Below are 21008 nucleotides of genomic sequence, written 5' to 3'. Positions count from 1 at the left end.
GCGCAAGATTAAATAATTTAGAGAATCAATGAGAGGATTCACCATGTCTGTAATTAAGATGACCGATTTAGATCTGGCGGGTAAGCGTGTTTTGATCCGCGCTGACCTGAACGTTCCGGTAAAAGATGGCAAAGTCACCTCTGATGCGCGTATCCGTGCTTCCTTGCCGACCATTGAGGCAGCATTAAAACAGGGTGCCAAAGTCATTATCACTTCTCACCTTGGCCGCCCTACTGAAGGCGAATACAATGAAGAATTCTCGCTGAAACCAGTAGTAGACTATTTAGAAGAGAAATTATCTTCCCCGGTTCGACTGGAAAAAGAGTATCTGGAAGGCGTGGATGTCGCGGAAGGTGAACTGGTTGTGCTGGAGAATGTTCGCTTTAATAAAGGTGAGAAGAAAGACGACGAAACCTTGGCTAAAAAATATGCTTCCCTATGTGATATTTATGTCATGGATGCATTCGGTACTGCTCATCGTGCACAGGCTTCTACTCACGGCGTGGCTAAGTTTGCTCCTGTGGCTTGTGCCGGTCCTTTGTTGTCCGCAGAGTTAGAGGCATTAGGTAAAGCGTTGGATAATCCAGCCCGTCCAATGGTAGCTATCGTTGGGGGTTCTAAAGTTTCAACCAAGCTGACCGTTTTGGATACGCTGTCTAAAATTGCTGATCAATTGATTGTCGGTGGCGGTATCGCGAATACCTTTGTTGCCGCGGAAGGCCACAATGTCGGTCGTTCTCTCTATGAAGACGACTTGATCCCGGAAGCGAAAAAATTGCTGATAAGCTGTGATATTCCGGTGCCAACTGATGTTTGTGTGGCGACAGAATTTTCTGAAACGGCCGAAGCAACCTTGAAATCTACCTGCGATATTAAAGATGATGAGCAGATCCTCGATCTGGGGAATGAATCTGCTCAACGGCTGGCAGATATCTTGAAAAGCGCCAAAACGATTCTGTGGAATGGCCCGGTTGGTGTATTTGAATTCCCTAATTTCCGTCAAGGAACTGAAATTGTCGCGCGCGCCATAGCTGATAGTGATGCCTTCTCTATCGCCGGTGGCGGCGATACGCTGGCAGCGATCGACCTGTTCGGTATTGCTGACAAAATTTCTTATATCTCTACGGGTGGCGGTGCTTTCCTTGAGTTCGTGGAAGGGAAAAAACTGCCTGCGGTTGTGATGTTGGAAGAACGTGCAAAACAGTAATTAAGTCATGACGGGTAGCGGCCGGTTGGCTGATTACCCGCTCTAAACAGGACCCACGTAACATGTCTAAAATTTTTGATTTCGTAAAACCGGGTGTCATCACTGGTGATGATGTTCAAAAAGTGTTCGCTATAGCCAAAGAAAACAACTTTGCTTTACCGGCGGTCAACTGTGTAGGTACTGATTCAATCAATGCCGTGTTGGAAACCGCTGCCAAAGTTCGTTCTCCCGTTATCATTCAGTTCTCTAACGGCGGTGCTGCTTTTATTGCCGGTAAAGGTTTGAAAGCTGAAGGTCAACACGCGGCTATTCTGGGTTCAATTTCTGGTGCTCACCATGTTCATCAAATGGCTGAACACTATGGTGTTCCTGTGATCCTGCATACTGACCACTGCGCACGTAAATTGCTGCCGTGGATTGATGGCCTGTTAGATGCGGGTGAAAAGCATTACGCAGCGACGGGTAAACCCTTATTCTCTTCTCACATGATCGATCTGTCAGAAGAGTCTCTGGAAGAGAATATTGAGATTTGCAGCCATTATCTGGCTCGTATGGCAAAAATCGATATGACGTTAGAGATCGAATTGGGTTGTACTGGTGGGGAAGAGGATGGGGTTGATAACAGCCATATGGATAGCTCTGCTCTGTACACTCAACCGGAAGATGTTGCTTATGCTTATGAGAAACTGAATGCTATCAGCCCACGTTTCACTATTGCTGCTTCTTTTGGTAACGTTCATGGTGTTTATAAGCCGGGTAACGTTAAACTGACGCCAAAAATTTTGTGTAACTCTCAAGACTATGTTTCTGAGAAATTCAATCTACCGCATAACAGTTTGAATTTTGTTTTCCACGGTGGTTCCGGTTCTACGGCGGAAGAGATCAAAGAAGCGGTCAGCTACGGCGTTGTTAAAATGAATATCGATACTGACACCCAATGGGCGACTTGGGAAGGTATTTTGAATTACTACAAAAAGAACGAAGGCTATTTGCAAGGCCAGTTAGGCAATCCAGAAGGCGCGGATAAACCTAATAAGAAATTCTACGATCCACGGGTATGGCTGCGTGCTGGTCAGGTTGCTATGGCTGCCCGTCTGGAACAGGCTTTCAAAGAATTGAACGCGATTGACGTGTTGTAATTGGTGAAAGAGTTCCCTCTGAGTTTTCATTCAGAGGGAACGTTAGCCGCATTCATTAAATGATATTATCTTCTATTGGAAATCCTATTACCAAATTTATGAAGCTCTCCGCATTCCTAAATTTTCAGCGATAGCCGCAGAGCGAATATTAATAGCCTCTGTTGATATTCTATTGATCTTCTGTCCTTTCAATGATTTCTTAATTGCTTTCATTGTCAGGAATTTGCCAACGCCTTTGAAATTATATTCTCTATTTATTGCAATAGCGGGTTCTGTTTCTTGCAGTCGCGCTCTTTCTTCATTACTAAGTTGCGTATAGGGATGAGCCAGTGCATAGTTGACATGTAATTCTGATTGTTTATTTTTTAAATCATGATAAACCTTAACTTCCATTGCGGCATAAATTTTTCTCTCGCCTGAATAATCATTTTTTTCGCTTTTATCCATTAAAGCAAAGAAATCTGTTGCTGCATAAAAATCAGGATGATTGCTTCTGTATCTATGCCCTTCTGCATATTCTGATATCGTATCTTTTATCGTTCTTGCCATATAACCGGATATTTCAGATCCCAAAGAAAGATTTGTTTTTGATTTCTCTGAAAGGGATCTATTTTCTTCCAGTCGGCTATATATTATTTGACTTTGTTCTATACCCTTTAACAATTCTTCATGACTTAGCAAATAACCCGATGGATCGGAATCACCAACACGAACCACTTTCAATGATTTATTTTTTGTATAACTGCTTTCTTTCTCGTTCCATTTGACAACATGTGAATTTTTGGCTGCCAATTTAAATTTTAATTCATCAAGGAAACTCACCTCTTTGGTATATTTTCCTTTTTCAGGTGCTAATCCATTTTCATCCTGCAAATTCACTGGATTATTTCTCACCATCCGGTATAAATTCAGCCCATCAATTGTTCCTGCTGGATCTGCACTTAACCATCTACCTGCCCACGGTTGATAATAGCGGTAACCGTAATAATACAGCCCGGTGGCATCCCGCTCTTTGCCTGAATAGCGAATAGTTTTATAGCTGGCTTCTGTTTGGCTGCTGGCTGCCCACAGCGCTGTGCCGCCGAATGGATAATACTCTTCCTCACTGATAATTTGCCCTTGATTGTCCAGTTCAAGCTGGCTGGAACCGATCAGATTATCGTAGCTGTAACGTAGTTGGTTGTTGCTGATACCTTCTAGTTTACCGCTCTCCCAATGCAACACTCGAACCTGTGCGCGACCCGCTTCACCTAGCGTGATAACGTGTAACTCTTCTGTTATCGCGGTGCTGTTCTGGGTTGTGCGTAGTTCTAGCCCCGGTAAATAGATTACCCGCTGTTGCTGCGTGCTATTTTGGGTTTGCTGTTCACTCACTTTCAGTTGTCTCATTTGGTTGCTGCCGTAGCGGTACCATTCATTTCCTGGGCCGTTATTGACTTGCTTTAACTCTCCTCGTGATGTCCAGACCAGTGTCTGGCCGGGTAATAAACTGGTTTGGTGGCCTCCGGCATCAAATAACCTATCCACTTGATTAGGATCTGTTGTCAGCGTACTGAGAACGCCTCGGTTGCTGCGATTTGAGATGGTGATAGCGGTGGTATAGTTGTTTTGGGAGGCCGGTGAACTGTGCCGAATTTGTGTCAGATTACCGCTGTGATCATAGTTGTAGCTGCGAGTATAGTTAGTGTAGGTATTGTTGTCGGAAGGTAGCGCAGGGGAGGGAAGTTGGTTATTTTGCTGACCTATATTGGCCATTTCACGCCCGGTGGCACTGATAAGCTGATACAGGGAATCGTAGGTGTAGGTATTTTCCGGGACCACTTTCTGATTGCGCCAAAAGCGGGTGGCTTCCGCATCGTTACGGATACTGATGACATTGCCTACCGGATCATATTGATAGCGTAAATCTTGCAACACTTTGGCGTCTGATAGACGGCGAGTGGTGATACCAATAAGCCGTTGGGTTTCGGCTTCATAGCTGTATTCGGTGATAACTCCGTTACCGTGTTCTTCACGTAATTTTTGTCCTGCGGCGGAATAGGTCAGCGATTTGATAATCACTTTTTCGGCTTGACCTTTAAGTGTTAACCAACAGCCCTTTAACTGCCCGGCTACATCATAGGCCAATCGCTGGATGTTGCCTTTGGCATCGGTCTGGATAAGTAAAGCTCCGGTGGCATCAGTACTATTTTGAGTGGTATTAACGTCACTGTTCAGTTTTTGCTGCCAGAGGCTTTGGTCTTCACCTGTCCAATCAGCATTTTGGTCATCGACGAGCAGTTGTTGAGATTGTGATAGCACAACGCCGGCCAGAGAAAGACTGTTGAGTTGAGTGAGTCCTGCGGTATCGTAATATCGGACACACTGACCAGCAAGGTTGTAGCCTTTTTCTTGCGGCGTGTTTCCGGCCCAGATCAAGCGCTCGGTGGTTTTCTCTTCGGACTGCACCTGTTCAGTGATAGCGAGTAGACGACCGGGTAAGGTGTTATCTTCGTAGCGATGGTTTTGGCGGACACCGGTTGCATTGATGGTCAATACCGGGCGACCTTCAATATCATGGAGGGTGATAGTTCGACCAGCATCAACACCTTCTTCACGTAGAACCTGACCAGCAAGATTAAAGACGCGAATGAAATTTGGGCCGCTCTGGTTTTTATTCTTACGCGGATCGGTACTTTTTACCTGAAATCCCGGAGTACTGAACTCGTAGAGAGTGATTAATTCATTACTGTTTTCATCAGCTTGAGTGCGTAGATATTCTAAAGTACGTACATTTAACTTCCGGTTATCCAATACACTGATCGATGGTGTTTTTGGGTCGATTGCAGAATGATAACTGCTCATATTTTAACTCCTTAGACGGTATTAATCTTCAAAATAATTTAAGTTACGGCAACAGCCAAACGACCTTATATCACTAAATAGACAAGGAAAGAGATTTATCGAGATGCTATTAATGCAAACGCGTTGGTAATTTTTGAGATTGTATTAATAGAAATTCAGGTATCAGATAGCGGGCGTGATCGGCCAACCATTGGGAAAACAAGTGGTTGGCCGATTTGATATATCGATAGCGCTTAAATAGCGAATCACTTGTATAAAGGCCGAGGGATCTCTCTGTACACTCTGATAGCCAATTATGTTGTCGTGAATGCGAAAAATATCGGGCTGAATGAGTATGAAGGCCACTCTCTCTATGACATGGTTTACAGCAATAAAAGTGTTGGAAGAGCATGTGAAACAATATTTTTGGAACGATGAATAGTCCTGACTTGTGATTTTCGGGGACTTTTACACTGGATACAAAGATAGTATTTAATCGTGATAATAAAAATATATTTATATTACTCTTGTTATGAAGGTTTATATGAATATAAATTTTAATCAAAATTAAATCCATATATATGTTAGTTAACTACATTTTATAAAGTTTGATATTTTTTATATGTTAAATTAAATAATTTACTTACTGATAAAATTAAGACGGAATTATCAAAATCACTGGCAATTTTTTCTATGGCATCACAAGTTTCTCCTGCTTTTGCCCCCATTATTGGGGGATATATCACAGAGTATCTGCTGTGGAAATTTAATTTTATCGTGCTAGCCATCATGATGTTGTTAGGTGCGATTTTTGTCAAAATGACACTGCCAGTCCTTTCGTATTCCAGACCCAATTTGGGTTATCGTCATCACAGAACGGATATCTGTTTATAATCTATTCTGCTGGAATTGTAATAGGTTCATTGTTAACAAAAAAAGGATTATCACACGCCACACCTGAATACATTCTTAAAATATCTTTGCCATTATTACTGTCATTCACGGTAATAGCGCTCATTTTTATTCACTTCACTCAGATATTATCAATTGGCTTCATCATTATTTATAGTTTTGCGATAGGGTTGGGGTGTGGGTTATCTTCCCCTTTATTACTCGGGATAAGTTTACATGGTCATCCTGAATTATCAGGAACGGGTAGCGCTTTGCAGGGGGCACTCAAAATGGCCGGAGCAGCTATTGTATTATGGTTTTTCTCCAGTGGTCATACAACGACTGCGACTGGCTTGATGTGGGGACTTTTTGCTCTTGCTCTGATTTGTTTCATTTTAATAGTTTGTACCCAATACTGGGTGTCTGAAACAGAAAACTGACGTTTGTAGAACTATTCATATATGGAGAGAATATGGATCTTAAAATAACGGGGCGTTGGGCTGTTATATATGCAGCCAGCGAAGGTCTGGGTTTTGCTTGCGCGGCGGCGTTAGTTGCAGAAGGTGTAAATGTTGTCATTAACGCACGACGAACTGAACAATTGGAAATGGCAGCGCTACAGTTGCAAGAGATAAATTCAGCCGTGTCGATAAGATGGATATCGGGTGATATAACTCAACCGGAAACACAAAAGGCAGTGTTAACAACTTCACCTATGGTGGATATCCTTATCACAAATAGACGTGATAAATTTAAGTAAATGTTATAGGAAAAGTAATTTAAAACATCAATTAGATTACTATACCTAATAGATTTCGAGTTGCAGCGCGGCGGCAAGTGAACGAATCCCCAGGAGCATAGATAACTATGTGACTGGGGTGAGTGAAAGCAGCCAACAAAGCAGCAGCTTGAAAGATGAAGGGTATATTTAAATGGTTTTGGTATATCTAATTATTCTGGCATTGAATATGGTCAAATGTCACTTGGGATAAAAAAGAAATTTTTATTGACATCAGCTTTTATTACCGATGCGGATGTTTATATTTTTGATGAGCCAACAAAGAGGCAACTTGAAAGATAACGGGTATATCCGCTCGTTAACATTAAACGAGCGAATATTGATTCAATTATACGATTGCGTCAGCGGCCAAATCATTCTCATCCTCACTCACGGTAAACCACGGGAAATATTGGCTCTGTCGCAGCCAGCCTTTTGCGGTAATAACCCGGATTTCCCGCCCAATCGGATCATAGATATGTGTATCGGCATAGGCTTCTTTTCTGGCGCTGTCATCACTCACATACCGCCAGTCGTTGAGGAAATAGGGCTGATAAGTTCGTATCGTCTGCCCCTTATTGTCATATTCGGTGCGTCCCGTGACCGCCCAACGCGTCTTGGTATCCTCCATTTTTGTCACCAGAGCACCGTCTTGGTTGCGTTGCCAGGCTTCGCCTGCCTCATGCCGTACAGACGCTTGCAACAGGCGGCCAAAACCATCACTGAATGCGACTTGTTGGCGAATTTGCTGTCCAGAATCGCGGTCATAACGGTCCGTGGTCAGCGTAAGGTTATGGGGAGGTAAACCGATGCTGTTGGTTAACAGCTTAACCAATGGTGTGCCGGTCTGTTGACTTTGCACCCAACGGCGGCGAGCCAGTGCGCAAATACGCCAATCTTCCGTGATAATCCGTAAATCACGCAGCGTCTTCTGCTCTTCCAGAGGCAATGTGTTGAAGGTTTCCTGACTGAATAGTGGCATCCAACTGTCCGGGGCATAGACCAGACACTGAGCTACAGGGAGTGGTCCGGTCAAATCAATAGCTGTACTGACATTGGTTGGCGGAGTGAACGGTTTTTCTTCTGGCGAAGAATAACCTGTGGCTACACCATTTTCGATCCCCCAGAAACGTTGCGTAACAGGGCGCCCTAGTGCATCCAAAGTTATGAGATGAACATTATCATTGATATCAGTCAGTTGCACCGGTGTGAGAAAACGCCAGTCATAATTGGCTGAGACAGTCAAACCAGCAGCGTCTTGGGTTTGAGTGATGACACAGTAGTGGGTATCCCATTTCAGCGTCGTTTTCCCGGTTAACTGAGTGTTACGTTGTGCGACAGGACGCCAAAATTGTGCCTCAGTCCCGTAATCGGTATAGCCTTTACGTGCTACCCAGACTTTGTCTTCGCCGGTGCGTGGGAACAGATAAGGTTCTTGTTGATATCCTGCTTGTGTCAGAATGCCGGGTAATTCATCTGGCGTGATACCGCCATCAAATGCGGATAACAGGGATTCCGTTAATACCGCCATTTCGGTAAAGGCGATTAAAGCTTGTCGTATCGGTGTTTTCAGTAGTGCTTGGTTTTTTCCATCGATTTTCCCATCGGTATAGAACGTTCGTTGCTGGTTGAGGTATTCGCGTGGTTTATCATCGGCAATCAGGCTATTTTCAGCACATAGGGCTTCCAGATTTAAACCGTCAACAGGCACGTGTTTGGCATCGTAAGTAAAGGCATCACTGCGTGTACCATCCGGTAATCCCAACACTCTGAGTTCATTACCGGTTAGGTGATACCAACTGGACTGCTGGCAGGTTAACCGCAATCGCTGTTGTTGGTCGTCATAACTGCTGGCAAACAGAGTATCCGGTAGTGTGTCAGGATACGGATTAGTTGTCGGTTTACTGCGGCGGGGATATTGCACCGAAACTTGTTTCAGTGGTTGCCCGAACAGGTCACTGGACAGAGTGATGTCCTGATTGCATTGGGGGTCACTGATAATGCGTTCATAGTGATAACTACGGCTTTCCACGATTGAGGCCCAGAGCACTGGGGAAGCGGTAGTGTCATCTTGTAATTGGCGCACCTGTGGGCGGGATTCCGTAACTGTATAGGGGATCTTTTGCTGTTCGCTGCCGTCTAGCCCGTAGAGTTCACTACGTAGTGGCTGACCTTTTAATGCCCGGTTTAACCAGTACAGATTAGGGTCATCTTCCGGTGTCAACAGAACATCTTTGTCCTCTTTCCAGAGAGTAAAGCGTGGCGTAAAACCGGTGAAAGCTTGCTTATCACCGTGCCAATATCCGGTGGATAGCGTGTTATCTACCGCAGGGACTCCGGTGGCATACCAGTTTTTGGTGAGTGATGGTGGTGCACGTTCCGGCGCATTGCCTTGAGCTAGTTGATGGCTGTCTGTCTGTTCAACATAACCAAAGCCACGAAATTCCCGTTCACGTCCATCCCAGGCACCGTGGGCGTAACGTAGAGTGGTCACTAACTTATTGCCACTGATTTCATCCTCTGTCTCTGTTTGCCAAAGGGTATGGACTGGGAAAGGCAGATAACAGACCGGTATTTGTCCGGTAGCTAAGGCTGCGGCTTTTTCATCCAGCCAGAATTGGACGGAGCTACGGTAATGCAGGGTGTGATGAGCGCCCATGTTGTTGTTCATTTCACTGAGCAACCACGGTTTCGTGTTGGTCAGATCGCAGCGCCAATGATGTGGTGCCATATGCGGTACGCTCAGGATCAGGCTGACAGCCCCTAACCCTTGTACATCGGCCACCTGTAGCTGGCAAGTATCATCAAAACGCAGGCCGTCAGGAAAATGAAGTGTGAATGGTTTTGTAAAACCGTTACCACTTTCATTTCTGAAAATATCCAGATGGTCAGCATGAACATAAATCAAATCGGCAGGACCACTGCCGTCCAGATCGGCCAGATGAACCCGGTTGGGATTAAAATTGGCGGCGGATTGGCTGAATCCCGGCAATGTGATGGGCTGACCAAAACGGCCATGTCCCAGATTTGGCCAACAGGTGACTTTGGTTGCACTAACTTCAACCAGATGTGCTTGGCCCGAACCGAGTACGTCACTAAATGCCACTAACTTACGGGCATCGGCACCCGGTAACGGCAGGGTGATATCACCAGATTGCACCACATCCCGCCCTTCGGTAAAACCATCACGGTTATTAGCATACAAGCGCACACTTTTGGGACCAATCAGCACCAAATCGGACAGTCCGGCCCCCATTAAATCGGCAAGTTGGGCACGGGGATGAGAATATTCTATCGGCAAGGCATGTAATGGTGTAAAACGTGTCCAGCTACCATCCGGGTGTTGGCTGTGATAGCCCCTTAGCCCCGGCCCGGTGATAACCCAGTCCAGTTGCCCGTCACCGTTAATATCCATCAGTGAGGCGTTGTCCTGAATAGCGGGTGTGATGGGAAGGAGTTGCATTTTCCCCCAGGTGACCGCATTCATCTCTTCCCCTGTTTGACGTTGGGCAGCTCGATACCACCAGCCATTTCTATCCTGATACAGAATACCGGGCACGCCTTCTCCTTTCAGGTCAAGCAGTTGCCAGCGCTGAATGGTGTTGAAATTTGCCAGTACATCCATTGGTTGCCAGAGTGCTTTTTGTTCTGGCTCAAAAGGCTGATAAGCCAGCTCCAATGGTGGCAGGGTGACCGCTGTTGTGCCATCTTGCTGATGTCCCACTCGGCGGACAGAAACGAGCGTACTGACCACCGTGTTCTCGTCATAATCCAGTATCAGACGTGAAACCAACGCGGGTTCATCGTCCCCTTTTGCCTGATCAGACAGGGTTTGTAGACGGTGAAACATCAATATTTGGCGGCATAGGCGACGGGTGCGCAATTCAAAACCGTACTCATAACGGGAAAAACGGTCTTGGCGGCAAAGCCAGTTACTTGTGACTTTAAATGATGGCATTTCAGATAAGCTGTTTTTGCGCTCACCGTAATCAAATACTAAACAGAACAACCAGCCAGATTTAAGTGGGTCATCTCCGTTCAGTGTGGGAAAAACTTCGCTGGCGGTCAGGTTACCGTAATGGACTGCTTGCAGATAGCGTTGAACGGTTGCGTTCGGGTGGGCTGTGAGCTCGTCAGTTGCGCAATCTGTTTCATTTTCGGCTCGATACTGATAATAAATCTGCTCACCGTGGGATGATACTGAGGCTTCCAACAGCCATTGCGCTGTTTGGGCAACATTTAGTGGATTGCTGATACGTGCTTGAGGATTTTTGCCCAGTAAATGGACCTGTCCGTCGGGGCTGTATATCAGCCAGAAATCGGTTGTGCTTGCTGTTTTGGGTTGCCAGTATTCCAACCGGCTAAAGTGGCTTTCCAGACGGGAGCGATAACCGGTCACGGTGAAGGTCGTTCCCAAATTGATGCCTTGCAATGAGGATTCACTGCGGATATCAGCTTGACCTCCCTCATTTAATGCTACGACCAACACTTCACCTTCTGGACCCAGAAAAGTATCGGTTTCATCGTAACTTGGCACGCCGGTACTGGTGCGACGACGAATTGTCATGACGTTGCAGTCCCAACCGAGACCAAATGGGCTGTTACCGGTTCCACTGTTGTAATTCAGAGTGAGCGAGGGTGCATAACCCCGCCCGGCAGAAATGGGTAATGGCAGGGATAAGGCAGCCATACCATCCGGCCCGGTTGGTGTTAACGCTTCACCCATACCGGTAATGGCACCGCCGCCTTTGGGTAATGACAGCTCGGTCACACTGAATGTCTGTGAATTCTGCATAGAAACTCCTTACCAGGCCCCGATTCGGGGCCTGCCTTAGTTCTGTATTGGGACGGTTATTTAATGGTGTAGCGAATATGCAAAATGATATCGCTCAGGGTTTTTAGCATAGTGGCTTGTTTACCTTTGTCTGGCGTTGATGCATTTGGGAAATTCAATGTCAGCGTGCCTTGATCAATGACGATACCTTCGAATGGCAGGAATTTGCCATCGTTGAAATCGAGCTGGAATTGGCCGCTGTCATTCATACCGTGGGAAACTGCTAGCGCTTCGCAGCCGTTAGCTAATCCGGCTTTATCGCCGTAAGACAATATTGCCTGCACATCCTGATAGGGCCCCAGTAGCGCGGGCAGGGTAACGCTGATCTGTTTGATACGTCGAATTTTGCCAAGAGATGCCGGGTAATCCTCACGAATTTTCAAATCAGCTAATGAAACTGATGCTTGCAAAGAGGTTTTAGTGTCCGTGCCGGTGCCAAATGCCAAATTATTATTACCACTGCCGGCACTGCCTGAGCCTTCATTCACTAGCTTCTCAATTTCTTGAGCCAGGGAGAATGGGCCTTTATCTTTTGGTAATCCAGCATAAATTTCGGCCAGCGACACTGTGCGTTCAACCTCTAGTGCGCGTTTATCTCGTTTCAGATGGGCATCTTCCATTTGTGCCAGACTCAGCATCAAGGTTTCACCCGCAAGCAGACCGGCATAGGTGCCTTGCCAGGCGCCCGGTTTGACAAAGCGTGCAGAGTTATCATTGAGTTCCCACCGGTAAGCCTGTTCTGCCATGAGACAACGCGCCACAGCCAAATCGTAGAACTGGAAATAAATCGCCGCCAATCGCCCACGTAGCCAGTTGTACAATGCCTGATTGCTGAACTTACGTTGCAGGAAGGCCAATTGGGATTGAGTCTGTTCTTGTTGGGTTTTCAGACTGGTTTTCTGCAATACGGCGGCTTCACGGCGTATTGCCAGCGATTTAAACTGAGCGTCGATTTGCTTCAATTCCGCTTCAGCATTATTACGCTGGATCTCCCACTCCTGACGGCGACGACGGTAGGTTTCAGATTGGCTAATTTTATCCGCTTCGGTGTTCATAACATTAGCGGAGAATTCCATTACATAGCCGGTTGCCTCAGCGATAGCCCCCCAACGGCTACCTCCACCGGCGAAGCCGAAGATGTTAGGCACCAGATCAGCCGCTGCGCCAGCCAGACGGGCTGCTTGAACTGCCGTGGTAAGCCCGGCTGCGGACGCTCGTAGCGTCATAGCTTGGTTTTCACCGGCATTGATGTTTTCATCATACAGTTTGCTATAGCTATCAAAGCGCGATTGGGCTCCCGCTTTGGATTTTTCCAGTGCGGCTTTCTCGGCATCCAATTCTTCAATGGTTTTGTCTTGAATGCTCAGGTTAGTCAATATCAGCTCTGCGGCCTGATTTTGTAATAACGCATTAAGCGCCTCTGCATCCTGACGTTCGATAATATTTTGTAACGTAGAGCCGAACTGGGTGAGCTGGCTAACCATACTGCGAGCATTTTCCAGCATGTGCGGGAAACGCCACAGGGACATAAATGACTCTGGTAGCTTGCCTCCACCTTGAGAAGTGGCAACAGCGGCACTGAGTAACGCTTTCGGGTCCGCCGGCGTGGCATAGATTGGCAGATATAGCGGTTGACCGTCGATAGAGAGGTTATGACGCAGGTTGTACAATCTCTGAGCCAATGTCTGCCAGTAATTCATCATCACTTCGTTGATTTGCGGCAGGAAGAGATCAGTCAGGGTATTGGCACTGCGTAATGATAAAAGTGCCGGTGTGCTCTGTCGCAGGGCGACTATTGAGCTTGAGTAAGCATTTTGGGTAGTAATATCTGCGGCTCTGTCCAACCGTGGATCACTCCATGTCGTACTCAGCGGCAGATAAGGTTTATCGCCTAACAGATGCAGCGCTTGCATATACCACATCTTCGCTTCGTTAAGTGTATCTCGCTCCAGTTGGCGGTAAGCATGATCGCCGCGTGCTATCAATAGATCAAGGGTGCGCATAAAGCTTGAGACTTTGTAATGCATTGGATCGTGTTGTGCCACCGCGTCAGGATCGACGGAATCCAGAGGATCACTGTTCCAACTGGTGTCTTCCAGTAACGGGCGGACGTTCCAGTGGTAGTTCTGAATCTGGCCGTGAACAATATACCCGGATGGGCTCCAGACATATTTCAGCCAGCGGTTCGCTTCGTCAAAGTTTTGTTCATGTAGCAAACGTTGGGCAACCAGCATCGGGGTATAGTAGAACAGTTCCCAGAAATAGAGGCTGTTAGCGCCACTGAAATCCATTGGTTCTGTGAAAGTGGGCACGACTCTGGTTGATGCAAGCCCTGGGAAAGTCCCATTCTTATAGGTAGTGTCGAATATAGCGAGTTCATTATTATCCTTTTTAACAAAGCGGATAGCATTTGTTTCCTGTTTTTGATAAACCGCATAGACATAGAGATTATCTTTGTTTCCATGAGCATCATCAAAACGGGATAAGAATAATGGTATTTTTATTGGCGCGGTATCGCTTAATGTCCCTTGATAAATAGGGAACTTATCACCTGATTTAAAAATATCATAATACATAATCGTAAAGGATTTATTAGAACCGTGGATTTCTGGATTATATTTATCCATAACTAATTCCACGTAGGCGCCAATTCCCATCATAGATTCTTGGATATTCTGGGTTTCCATGCTGAGAATTGTATCGATTCCGGTGGTAGCGCGTGCAACCAATTGGCGGGCGAATAGAGTATTCAGGCGAGTACGATAGGCTTTCCATTGCATATATTGCGCACCATTTTCATTATGGTGAAGGGTCAGAGCATTATCGGTATTCACCTTGCGGGTAACAGGAATACTGAAACTTTCATAACCCAGTTTGCGCCCATCCTCCGCAAATGCAGTAAAGGTGACATCAATACTGGCTGAATTATTAATAAAATTCAGACCAGAGCCCTCTATTTCGAGAGAATTAAATTGATAATTCATTTCATCAAAGCTAGGTGATGGCTGAATGGAGACATCTTTATCTGCGGTAAAGGTTTGTTCTTTACTACCCGCTTTTACTGTTATCTGAACTTTTGCGGCAGGAATTGCAGTTTTGATCTCTTTTGCATTATTGACATCAGTGGCAATAATACGGAATCCATTATTTGTGTCCTCCATATAGAGATATTGTTTAAACAAAGGTTCTTGGTTAGAAGTATCTATAATATAGCCGTTATTACTATTGGTAGTTTCTGAATGTAGGCTTTGCCCCCAATTAGGAAGAAAGAAACTTACTTTACCAGTTTGGTTATCCCGATAAAACAGTAATCTACTTTCTCTATTATTAGTAGCGTTTCCACTATATTGATAAACCGGGTATATTAACTTTTTATTTGATGTCCAATCTGTATTGACACTCAGATTGGTATAGATAATGAATTTATCACCCAGTTTGCCATATTTTTTTATCAGGCTGCACTGATTACGTGTTCGTTCATCGGCTCCTTCATGGGTAATTCTTAACTTAGGTGAGATATGGATTTTTAAATCACTTGATGAGGCTTGATAACGGATAATAGGAATATCTCCGCCATGTACCATACTGAGATTATATTCTCCTCGGCCATAACCTTTATTGCTGTTTACCGATGAAGGAATCTCATAATTTTCCGCATAGCGGTTATTCACTCTTCTGACGTTGTTGGTATCAAATTGTTGATAGCTGTTGTCCCGATAAGCTTTGCATTGTTCATCGGTCATATCTTTGGATGCCATATCGGCAAAGATATATAGCCCTTGCATTGAAGCAGTTTTATAACTATCGAGTGTATCTTGTTGGTTATAAAACATAACTAGCAACGTATCTTCACCTTGATAACCCGCACAATAGAGCCCAGGCGCTTTATTTTTTGCCAGTCCTAGCTTGGATATTTTTTCATTGACATCAAAGGTGATTGGCGTATTCCAGGTGCCGTCATAACGGATATGTGCCAATTTCAGTTCATAACGATAATCCGTTTCGGTTTGATAGCCATCTTTGCTATTTCCTGTCTGTTTGGTGATCTCCTTTTGCTCCAGCCAGAGCAGATAGAGGCGGGATTTATGTATTACTGGCCGAATCGTGCTTTGGTAAGGATTAATTGGGCAATCAATTTTGTGCCACTCACTCCAGGCATTAGCCGCGAACTTGCCATCGCTGAATTTACTATGATCGACACTGCGCCAATAATATTCACCGGTATCAGTTTCACTGAGGCCGATAAAATAGGTCAGCCCTTGATCGTTGTTAATATTATCGTGATACGCGCTAATAACTTTAAGATTAGCCACCTGTTCAAACGAAGTCAGATAAGACATAAAGGCGTCTTCGACGGTATCGGCGTTTAATTGGCTTTGGCTGACGGATTGCAGTAATGCGTCCATCATTTTGGTTTGGCCGATGCGCATGGTCGGATCAATATAGTTTTCTGGGTAGTAAACTAATTGAGAAACACCCGCCCAGGTGCTGTAGCGTTTGTTATATTTGTCCCAGTCAATAAAGAACTGGCGGCTAATAACCCCTGAATTGGCATTTTCTTCCACATTTTCCAGCGTTCGGTTGACATACAGTTGAATACTGGCAATAGCTTCGGCGATCCGGGTAGTTTTGATTGCAGCGGAAACTTGATTATCAATCAGTAAATACTGATACAGGTCATCACGGCTTTTAATGGCCGCCGCTGCTTTTGCGACTTTACGGATATAGTAGGTGCTTAATGCGGCACTGCGAGATTCATCCAGAAAAGCGTGTAATGTATCGGCCTGTTGTGAATTCAATCCGGCGGTTAATACTCCCGCAGCGCTTTCCCACTGGGCATAGGTCGGTATTTTTTGATTTAATTGAATATAATCCAGTCCGACCAAAGCGGAAACGCCCTGCGGGGCGACATTCAATTGTTGTGCAACATTAATCCATTGCAGGATAGTGTTGATAGATGTCCAACAGGAGAAAGCATTTTCTTGCGTCACTGGAGGAAGATGTGGATGGTTTTGTGCTTGAATACTGGCTTGCAATAGCAAATTGGCATCAAGATTCATGGCGTTAGCCAGTTGTTCCGCCGTTAAAGTGTTAGCTTCAAATGCCGCTAATACGGAAGAGGCTTTTTCACCTAGCGCGTTAACCCAATCAGCAAAACGCGTCAGCATGATCAGTGAAAGTGCATCATGCGCAGGTGCGGCCCCAGTAGAAGTGCCAAACATCTCTGGTTTTGTCACAAACAGACGGAAGGCGTTTTCGTTGATGCCGGTGGAATGGTAAACCATTTCCAATTGTGCTAACGCCTGACAATATTGAACAATATGTTCCTGTGTTTCTAATACTTCCGATGAATCTGGCGTATATTGAGTATTCAACCAGTCCCAGAATTTTTCTGCTGTCATTGCGCCGTCGCCGGGCTGTAACTTATCTGCCCAAAGCAGCACGGAATGGGCGACATTTTCCGATGATAATTGTAAAGTGGCTGCAATATAGGGCGCTATCACAGGTAGTAAATCTGCCTTGTCTTTATCAAAGCCTTGTAAACCGTGGTAGACGGTATCTAGCAGATTCTTAATTTCAGGCGTTAGTATTTTATTATAGCTGGTGGCGGTCATGACAAATAATTGGAACACACTCCACTTCTGTGTCTGTAGCCAGCCGGTAATGGTATTGAGTTTTCTGATCAGTGTCGCCAGTTGTTTATCACTGATAGCGGATAAATTAGTTTTCCCTTCACCCACGGCAACCAGTAATAAATCCAATTCATCAATGGTTAATTGATGAATTTCTGCCAGTAATTTCCCAATATATAAGTCGGACAGATTCTCTAAGTCATTTTTAATCTTTCCATCTTGATTATTATGGTTGGTAATTTTAAGCAGACGGTAGAGCGAGACATCATCAATATTAAATGCACGTTTAAGTACCGCCTTTCGCCAATCGCCAGTGCTACCTGGATTTAAATCAATCTCTTCATCTCCGGTAGAAAAATATTGGCCGTTCAGTAATGGCGTATTAAACAGGCGATCAAATTGGCTAGGTTGATTATCATATGAACGTTGTGAAATAAGGGCATTGGATAGTATCAGGGCAGTTTCAGCATTAATAGTATAACGCTGCATATAGTATTTAGTCAGAAAAACTTTGCCTAATACTTCTGTGTTGATATCCAGTTGCGGATTAACACTACGTACAATACTTTCCAGAATGGTGGGTGATAATTCTGTCGCACGGGAAAGACGGATAGCTTTATTGAGCTTTAGCAGGAAAGAGTATTGGTTATACTCTTCAACGGTAAATTTTGCGGCAGCATACGCGTAATTAGTATTAGGATATACTCGTGTCAAGCCAATTTCAAAAGGCTGGCTAATATCAGTGGTACTTAATGTGATATTTGCGGAGTATTCTATATTGACCTGAGGAGTTCCTTCAGTTCGAATAAGTTCTCTTTTGTCATTTAACTTGATAGATAAATAGGAAACATCCCGAGAATCTTTGAATTTATAATTTAACTGATAATTCTCACCACCGTAGGGAAAGAGCTCTACGTCTACTTGATTGGCATTTGTTGTATATTCGCGGGTAATCCGATATACCTTGACTGTGCCATCATTGCTGTTGACTACTGGAGTAATGAGCTGGTTATTACTATATTCCTGTTGACCAAAATTGCTGGCTTTACCAATAAACTGGCTAAGTTCTTCATCACTTAAATTATAATAACGTTTAAGGTATTCCGGCATTGCCAGTGAAGCCGGTTCGATATTACCAAAATTTTTCTTATAAAGTTCCTCGGCATTACCTTCGGTAATCTCTTCCGTCAGAATATTAAACAGCTCGGGTGAGATTGAAGCGTTAATACCCAATAGGGAGGCTTGATGCATCAGCCCGGCAATGGCTGGTGAAGCATTTAATTGCTCAAGCCCAGGATCTTGTAGCTGGATAACTTTACGCACATTTTCGTAAGCATCGTGATAAGGCGTCGCGCCGGAAGGACGGAAAGTAGAGAGCATTTCCATCACTTTAGTATAATTATCCAGCTCAGGCTCAGTTTTAATGCTTTCTAATAACAGCTCATTGGACAAAGAAAGAGTAGAAAGTTCCGTATCCATATTTTGCTGGCTGAGCGCCATCGATTTGAGATCTGGACGGCGGGTATCCAGATGGTAAACGGAATCGTCCGCATGCAAATTGCATGCTTCACGATAAAGTTCAGTCAAATAAGCGGCGGGTGAAAACATAGAGGAAACAGTACCCGGTGCGACATATTGACTGGCTCTACCACTAAATTGATTGTTATAGCCTATCAGTTCCGTATTAGGTGCTACGATGGCAAGATGTACAGCATTTTGTAATTGAGGATTTGCGCGTTTAAGAATACGCGCTTCATACAGCCGGTTATCCTTTTGGGCCTGTTGTGCATCATGATATAAGTCGTGTGCTTCGGACCAGGAGAGATGTTCGGATACTTGCTGGTGAAATTCGTTAAAAGAGCTGTGGCTAATATCCGTCAGGCAATTAAAACCACACTGGCTTTTTAATACATCAGGTATCTCTTTTACAGGAGAATTCATATTTATTCCTTTTAAATCATAAAGTAAATGAAACATCCGTGTTGTCTTTACATCATGGATCAATCAGAGAATGATTCCGTTCCATCGGAAGAAGAGATAATCAAATATAGATTTTGAGAAATAGCTGAGATAGGCATAGCAATAACTGGCGAGTGAAAAACAGACATACCTTTATCTCTCAGAGAATCACTATCTCACTGTTTTTTTTAAATAGCTGTTGCAAAAAAAGCAGATGCAAAATTTGCAACTGATTTTCTAGTCAGGGTTGGCTGGAAATAGTGCGCTGTTGTTTACCTGATGAACTGTACGAGGAAAGCGAAGTTTAGTAATAACGAATATAAATTGTGCAATTTATCTAACATTAAAATTGCACTCATTACATATTGAGCATGATGGTGTTTTGTCAACCAATTGAAATGTTTAATTAAATGGTCAATCGTGCCTATTTTTACTTAATGACAATATGTCAAATTTATTTATGATCATTATTGTAACATAAAGGGAGGGTATATTTATTTTGCAATAATAATGAAAATTGTTTGATAAGCGCTAAGAATAAAGATGATAAAACTCAAGCTCAGTTAATACGTACCTCAATGTTAAATAATGCAAGACAGAAAAGTTGTTGTCATGTTTTGTTGTTAACATTCCATTCTATTGCGGATGGAACGATGAATTAAAATAAGAAGGATATATGATGCTATTTTGTTCAAAGCACTTGAAGTATTTTATGGAATCAGCGAAAAAAGAATCATTCACTTTAGCCGCGGATACGCTTTGTATTACTCCCTCTCCCTTAAGTAGGATCATATACCAATTGGAACAACGTGTGGGTTGTCAATTATTTGAAAGATTACCGGGCAGGACCAAACTCACTGAGGAGGGGAGGGCATTATATCAGGAGTTATTGCCGTATTATGAGAGAATTCAGCGAGTTGAGGATAATTGGCATTATCGTAGAAGTGGGAAATTAACAAACGCGGGCAAACTGGTTATCGGGACAAGTGGAGAATATATTAATAATATCCCGGCAGTGATAAAAAGAGCCGTTCAACGTTATCATTATCGTGATATTTACATAAGAAATAATTTTCTTATTGATGATTCGGCAAGAAAAGAGGCAATATTTTCTTCTTTAATGAAAGGAGAGATAACGGTCCATGTGACGACTGAACATTATCCTGACAACGATAATATTATAAGGATAGATGGAACTTATCAGGTGCTGCGTCTTGCTATCGCTAATGATATTTTAGGATCGGAAAGTCATGCTGATGATATTATATCCACATTGCCTTTGGCTCAGCATAATAGTGCTTTCTTGAAACAGTGTGACGGTTTTATTCCACTGAATTGTCTACCGGAGTATCACAATTTAACTCTGTTAACTGTTCCTGATTTCACTAATCGGTTGGATTTAGTGAAATCAGGTGTTGCGATAAGTTTAATGACACCGAATGAAGTGCTCTGTTCTGCTGACCTTCATAAAGGCATTACCTTTTTGAATTTTAAATCGTATCCAACACCATCAGTGAAATATTGTGCTTATACTCTTAGAAGTAAGTATAACGAGCCGTTGAATTTATTAATTTCCGATTTAATTCTTTAGGGTTGTTTATCATTGAATTAATTAAACCACTGGTCTGGATTAATGAAATATTATCGTGATTGAATTCAGTCCTTTTACATAATAGGGATAATTTTTCTATTCAGATACTTGAAATAACAATGGCACGTAAGGTGATTTTTAATGACAGGCCCT

Annotated in this window: 9 protein-coding genes; 6 read left to right on the top strand and 3 right to left on the bottom strand. The window is 43.9% G+C overall.

Annotated elements, in window-relative coordinates; translation table 11 throughout:
• Positions 1-43 precede the first annotated feature (43 nt).
• Positions 44-1207: a phosphoglycerate kinase gene (gene pgk, locus KZ793_RS14265; RefSeq protein WP_225815944.1), complete on the top strand. Its 1164-nt coding sequence runs from the start codon at positions 44-46 to the stop codon at positions 1205-1207.
• Between the two features lie 62 nt (positions 1208-1269).
• Complete coding sequence (gene fbaA, locus KZ793_RS14260; RefSeq protein ID WP_225815943.1) at positions 1270-2346, top strand: class II fructose-bisphosphate aldolase; 1077 nt, start codon at positions 1270-1272, stop codon at positions 2344-2346.
• Positions 2347-2442: 96 nt separating this feature from the next.
• On the opposite strand, the gene KZ793_RS14255 is transcribed toward fbaA, so the two are convergent.
• Positions 2443-5190 carry an RHS repeat protein gene (locus tag KZ793_RS14255; RefSeq protein WP_225815942.1) on the bottom strand — a complete coding sequence of 916 codons (2748 nt, stop codon included), beginning with the start codon at positions 5188-5190 and terminating at the stop codon, positions 2443-2445.
• 672 nt (positions 5191-5862) lie between these two features.
• On the opposite strand from KZ793_RS14255, the gene KZ793_RS14245 reads away from it, so the two are divergent.
• Genes KZ793_RS14245 through KZ793_RS14235 form a run of 3 tightly spaced genes read left to right on the top strand, consistent with a single transcriptional unit; the run spans position 5863 to position 6820 of the window.
• On the top strand, positions 5863-6063 hold the full coding sequence (locus tag KZ793_RS14245; protein WP_255619362.1) for a hypothetical protein: 201 nt from the start codon (positions 5863-5865) through the stop codon (positions 6061-6063).
• Positions 6064-6092: 29 nt separating this feature from the next.
• Positions 6093-6500 carry an MFS transporter gene (locus KZ793_RS14240; RefSeq protein WP_225815940.1) on the top strand — a complete coding sequence of 136 codons (408 nt, stop codon included), beginning with the start codon at positions 6093-6095 and terminating at the stop codon, positions 6498-6500.
• A 32-nt stretch (positions 6501-6532) separates the two neighbouring features.
• Positions 6533-6820: an SDR family NAD(P)-dependent oxidoreductase gene (locus KZ793_RS14235; protein ID WP_225815939.1), complete on the top strand. Its 288-nt coding sequence runs from the start codon at positions 6533-6535 to the stop codon at positions 6818-6820.
• Between the two features lie 367 nt (positions 6821-7187).
• On the opposite strand, the gene KZ793_RS14230 is transcribed toward KZ793_RS14235, so the two are convergent.
• On the bottom strand, positions 7188-11633 hold the full coding sequence (locus KZ793_RS14230) for a SpvB/TcaC N-terminal domain-containing protein (protein WP_225815938.1): 4446 nt from the start codon (positions 11631-11633) through the stop codon (positions 7188-7190).
• A gap of 56 nt (positions 11634-11689) precedes the next feature.
• Positions 11690-19246: a Tc toxin subunit A-related protein gene (locus KZ793_RS14225; RefSeq protein WP_225815937.1), complete on the bottom strand. Its 7557-nt coding sequence runs from the start codon at positions 19244-19246 to the stop codon at positions 11690-11692.
• Positions 19247-19940: 694 nt separating this feature from the next.
• On the opposite strand from KZ793_RS14225, the gene KZ793_RS14220 reads away from it, so the two are divergent.
• Positions 19941-20855, top strand: coding sequence for a LysR family transcriptional regulator (locus tag KZ793_RS14220; protein WP_225815936.1), 915 nt, complete (start codon positions 19941-19943; stop codon positions 20853-20855).
• Positions 20856-21008: the final 153 nt, after the last annotated feature.

The organism is Photorhabdus antumapuensis, assembly GCF_020387775.1.
Classification (GTDB): Bacteria; Pseudomonadota; Gammaproteobacteria; order Enterobacterales; family Enterobacteriaceae; genus Photorhabdus; species Photorhabdus antumapuensis.
Note: the sequence above shows the minus strand (reverse complement) of the source record. Positions and strands in the feature narration are given on the sequence as shown.

Coding starts and splice junctions, on each gene's coding strand:
- KZ793_RS14235 (WP_225815939.1), top strand. CDS start 6,533: ATGGATCTTAAAATAACGGGGCGTTGGGCTGTTATATATGCAGCCAGC.
- KZ793_RS14245 (WP_255619362.1), top strand. CDS start 5,863: ATGGCATCACAAGTTTCTCCTGCTTTTGCCCCCATTATTGGGGGATAT.
- KZ793_RS14225 (WP_225815937.1), bottom strand. CDS start 19,246: ATGAATTCTCCTGTAAAAGAGATACCTGATGTATTAAAAAGCCAGTGT.
- pgk (WP_225815944.1), top strand. CDS start 44: ATGTCTGTAATTAAGATGACCGATTTAGATCTGGCGGGTAAGCGTGTT.
- fbaA (WP_225815943.1), top strand. CDS start 1,270: ATGTCTAAAATTTTTGATTTCGTAAAACCGGGTGTCATCACTGGTGAT.
- KZ793_RS14230 (WP_225815938.1), bottom strand. CDS start 11,633: ATGCAGAATTCACAGACATTCAGTGTGACCGAGCTGTCATTACCCAAA.
- KZ793_RS14220 (WP_225815936.1), top strand. CDS start 19,941: ATGATGCTATTTTGTTCAAAGCACTTGAAGTATTTTATGGAATCAGCG.
- KZ793_RS14255 (WP_225815942.1), bottom strand. CDS start 5,190: ATGAGCAGTTATCATTCTGCAATCGACCCAAAAACACCATCGATCAGT.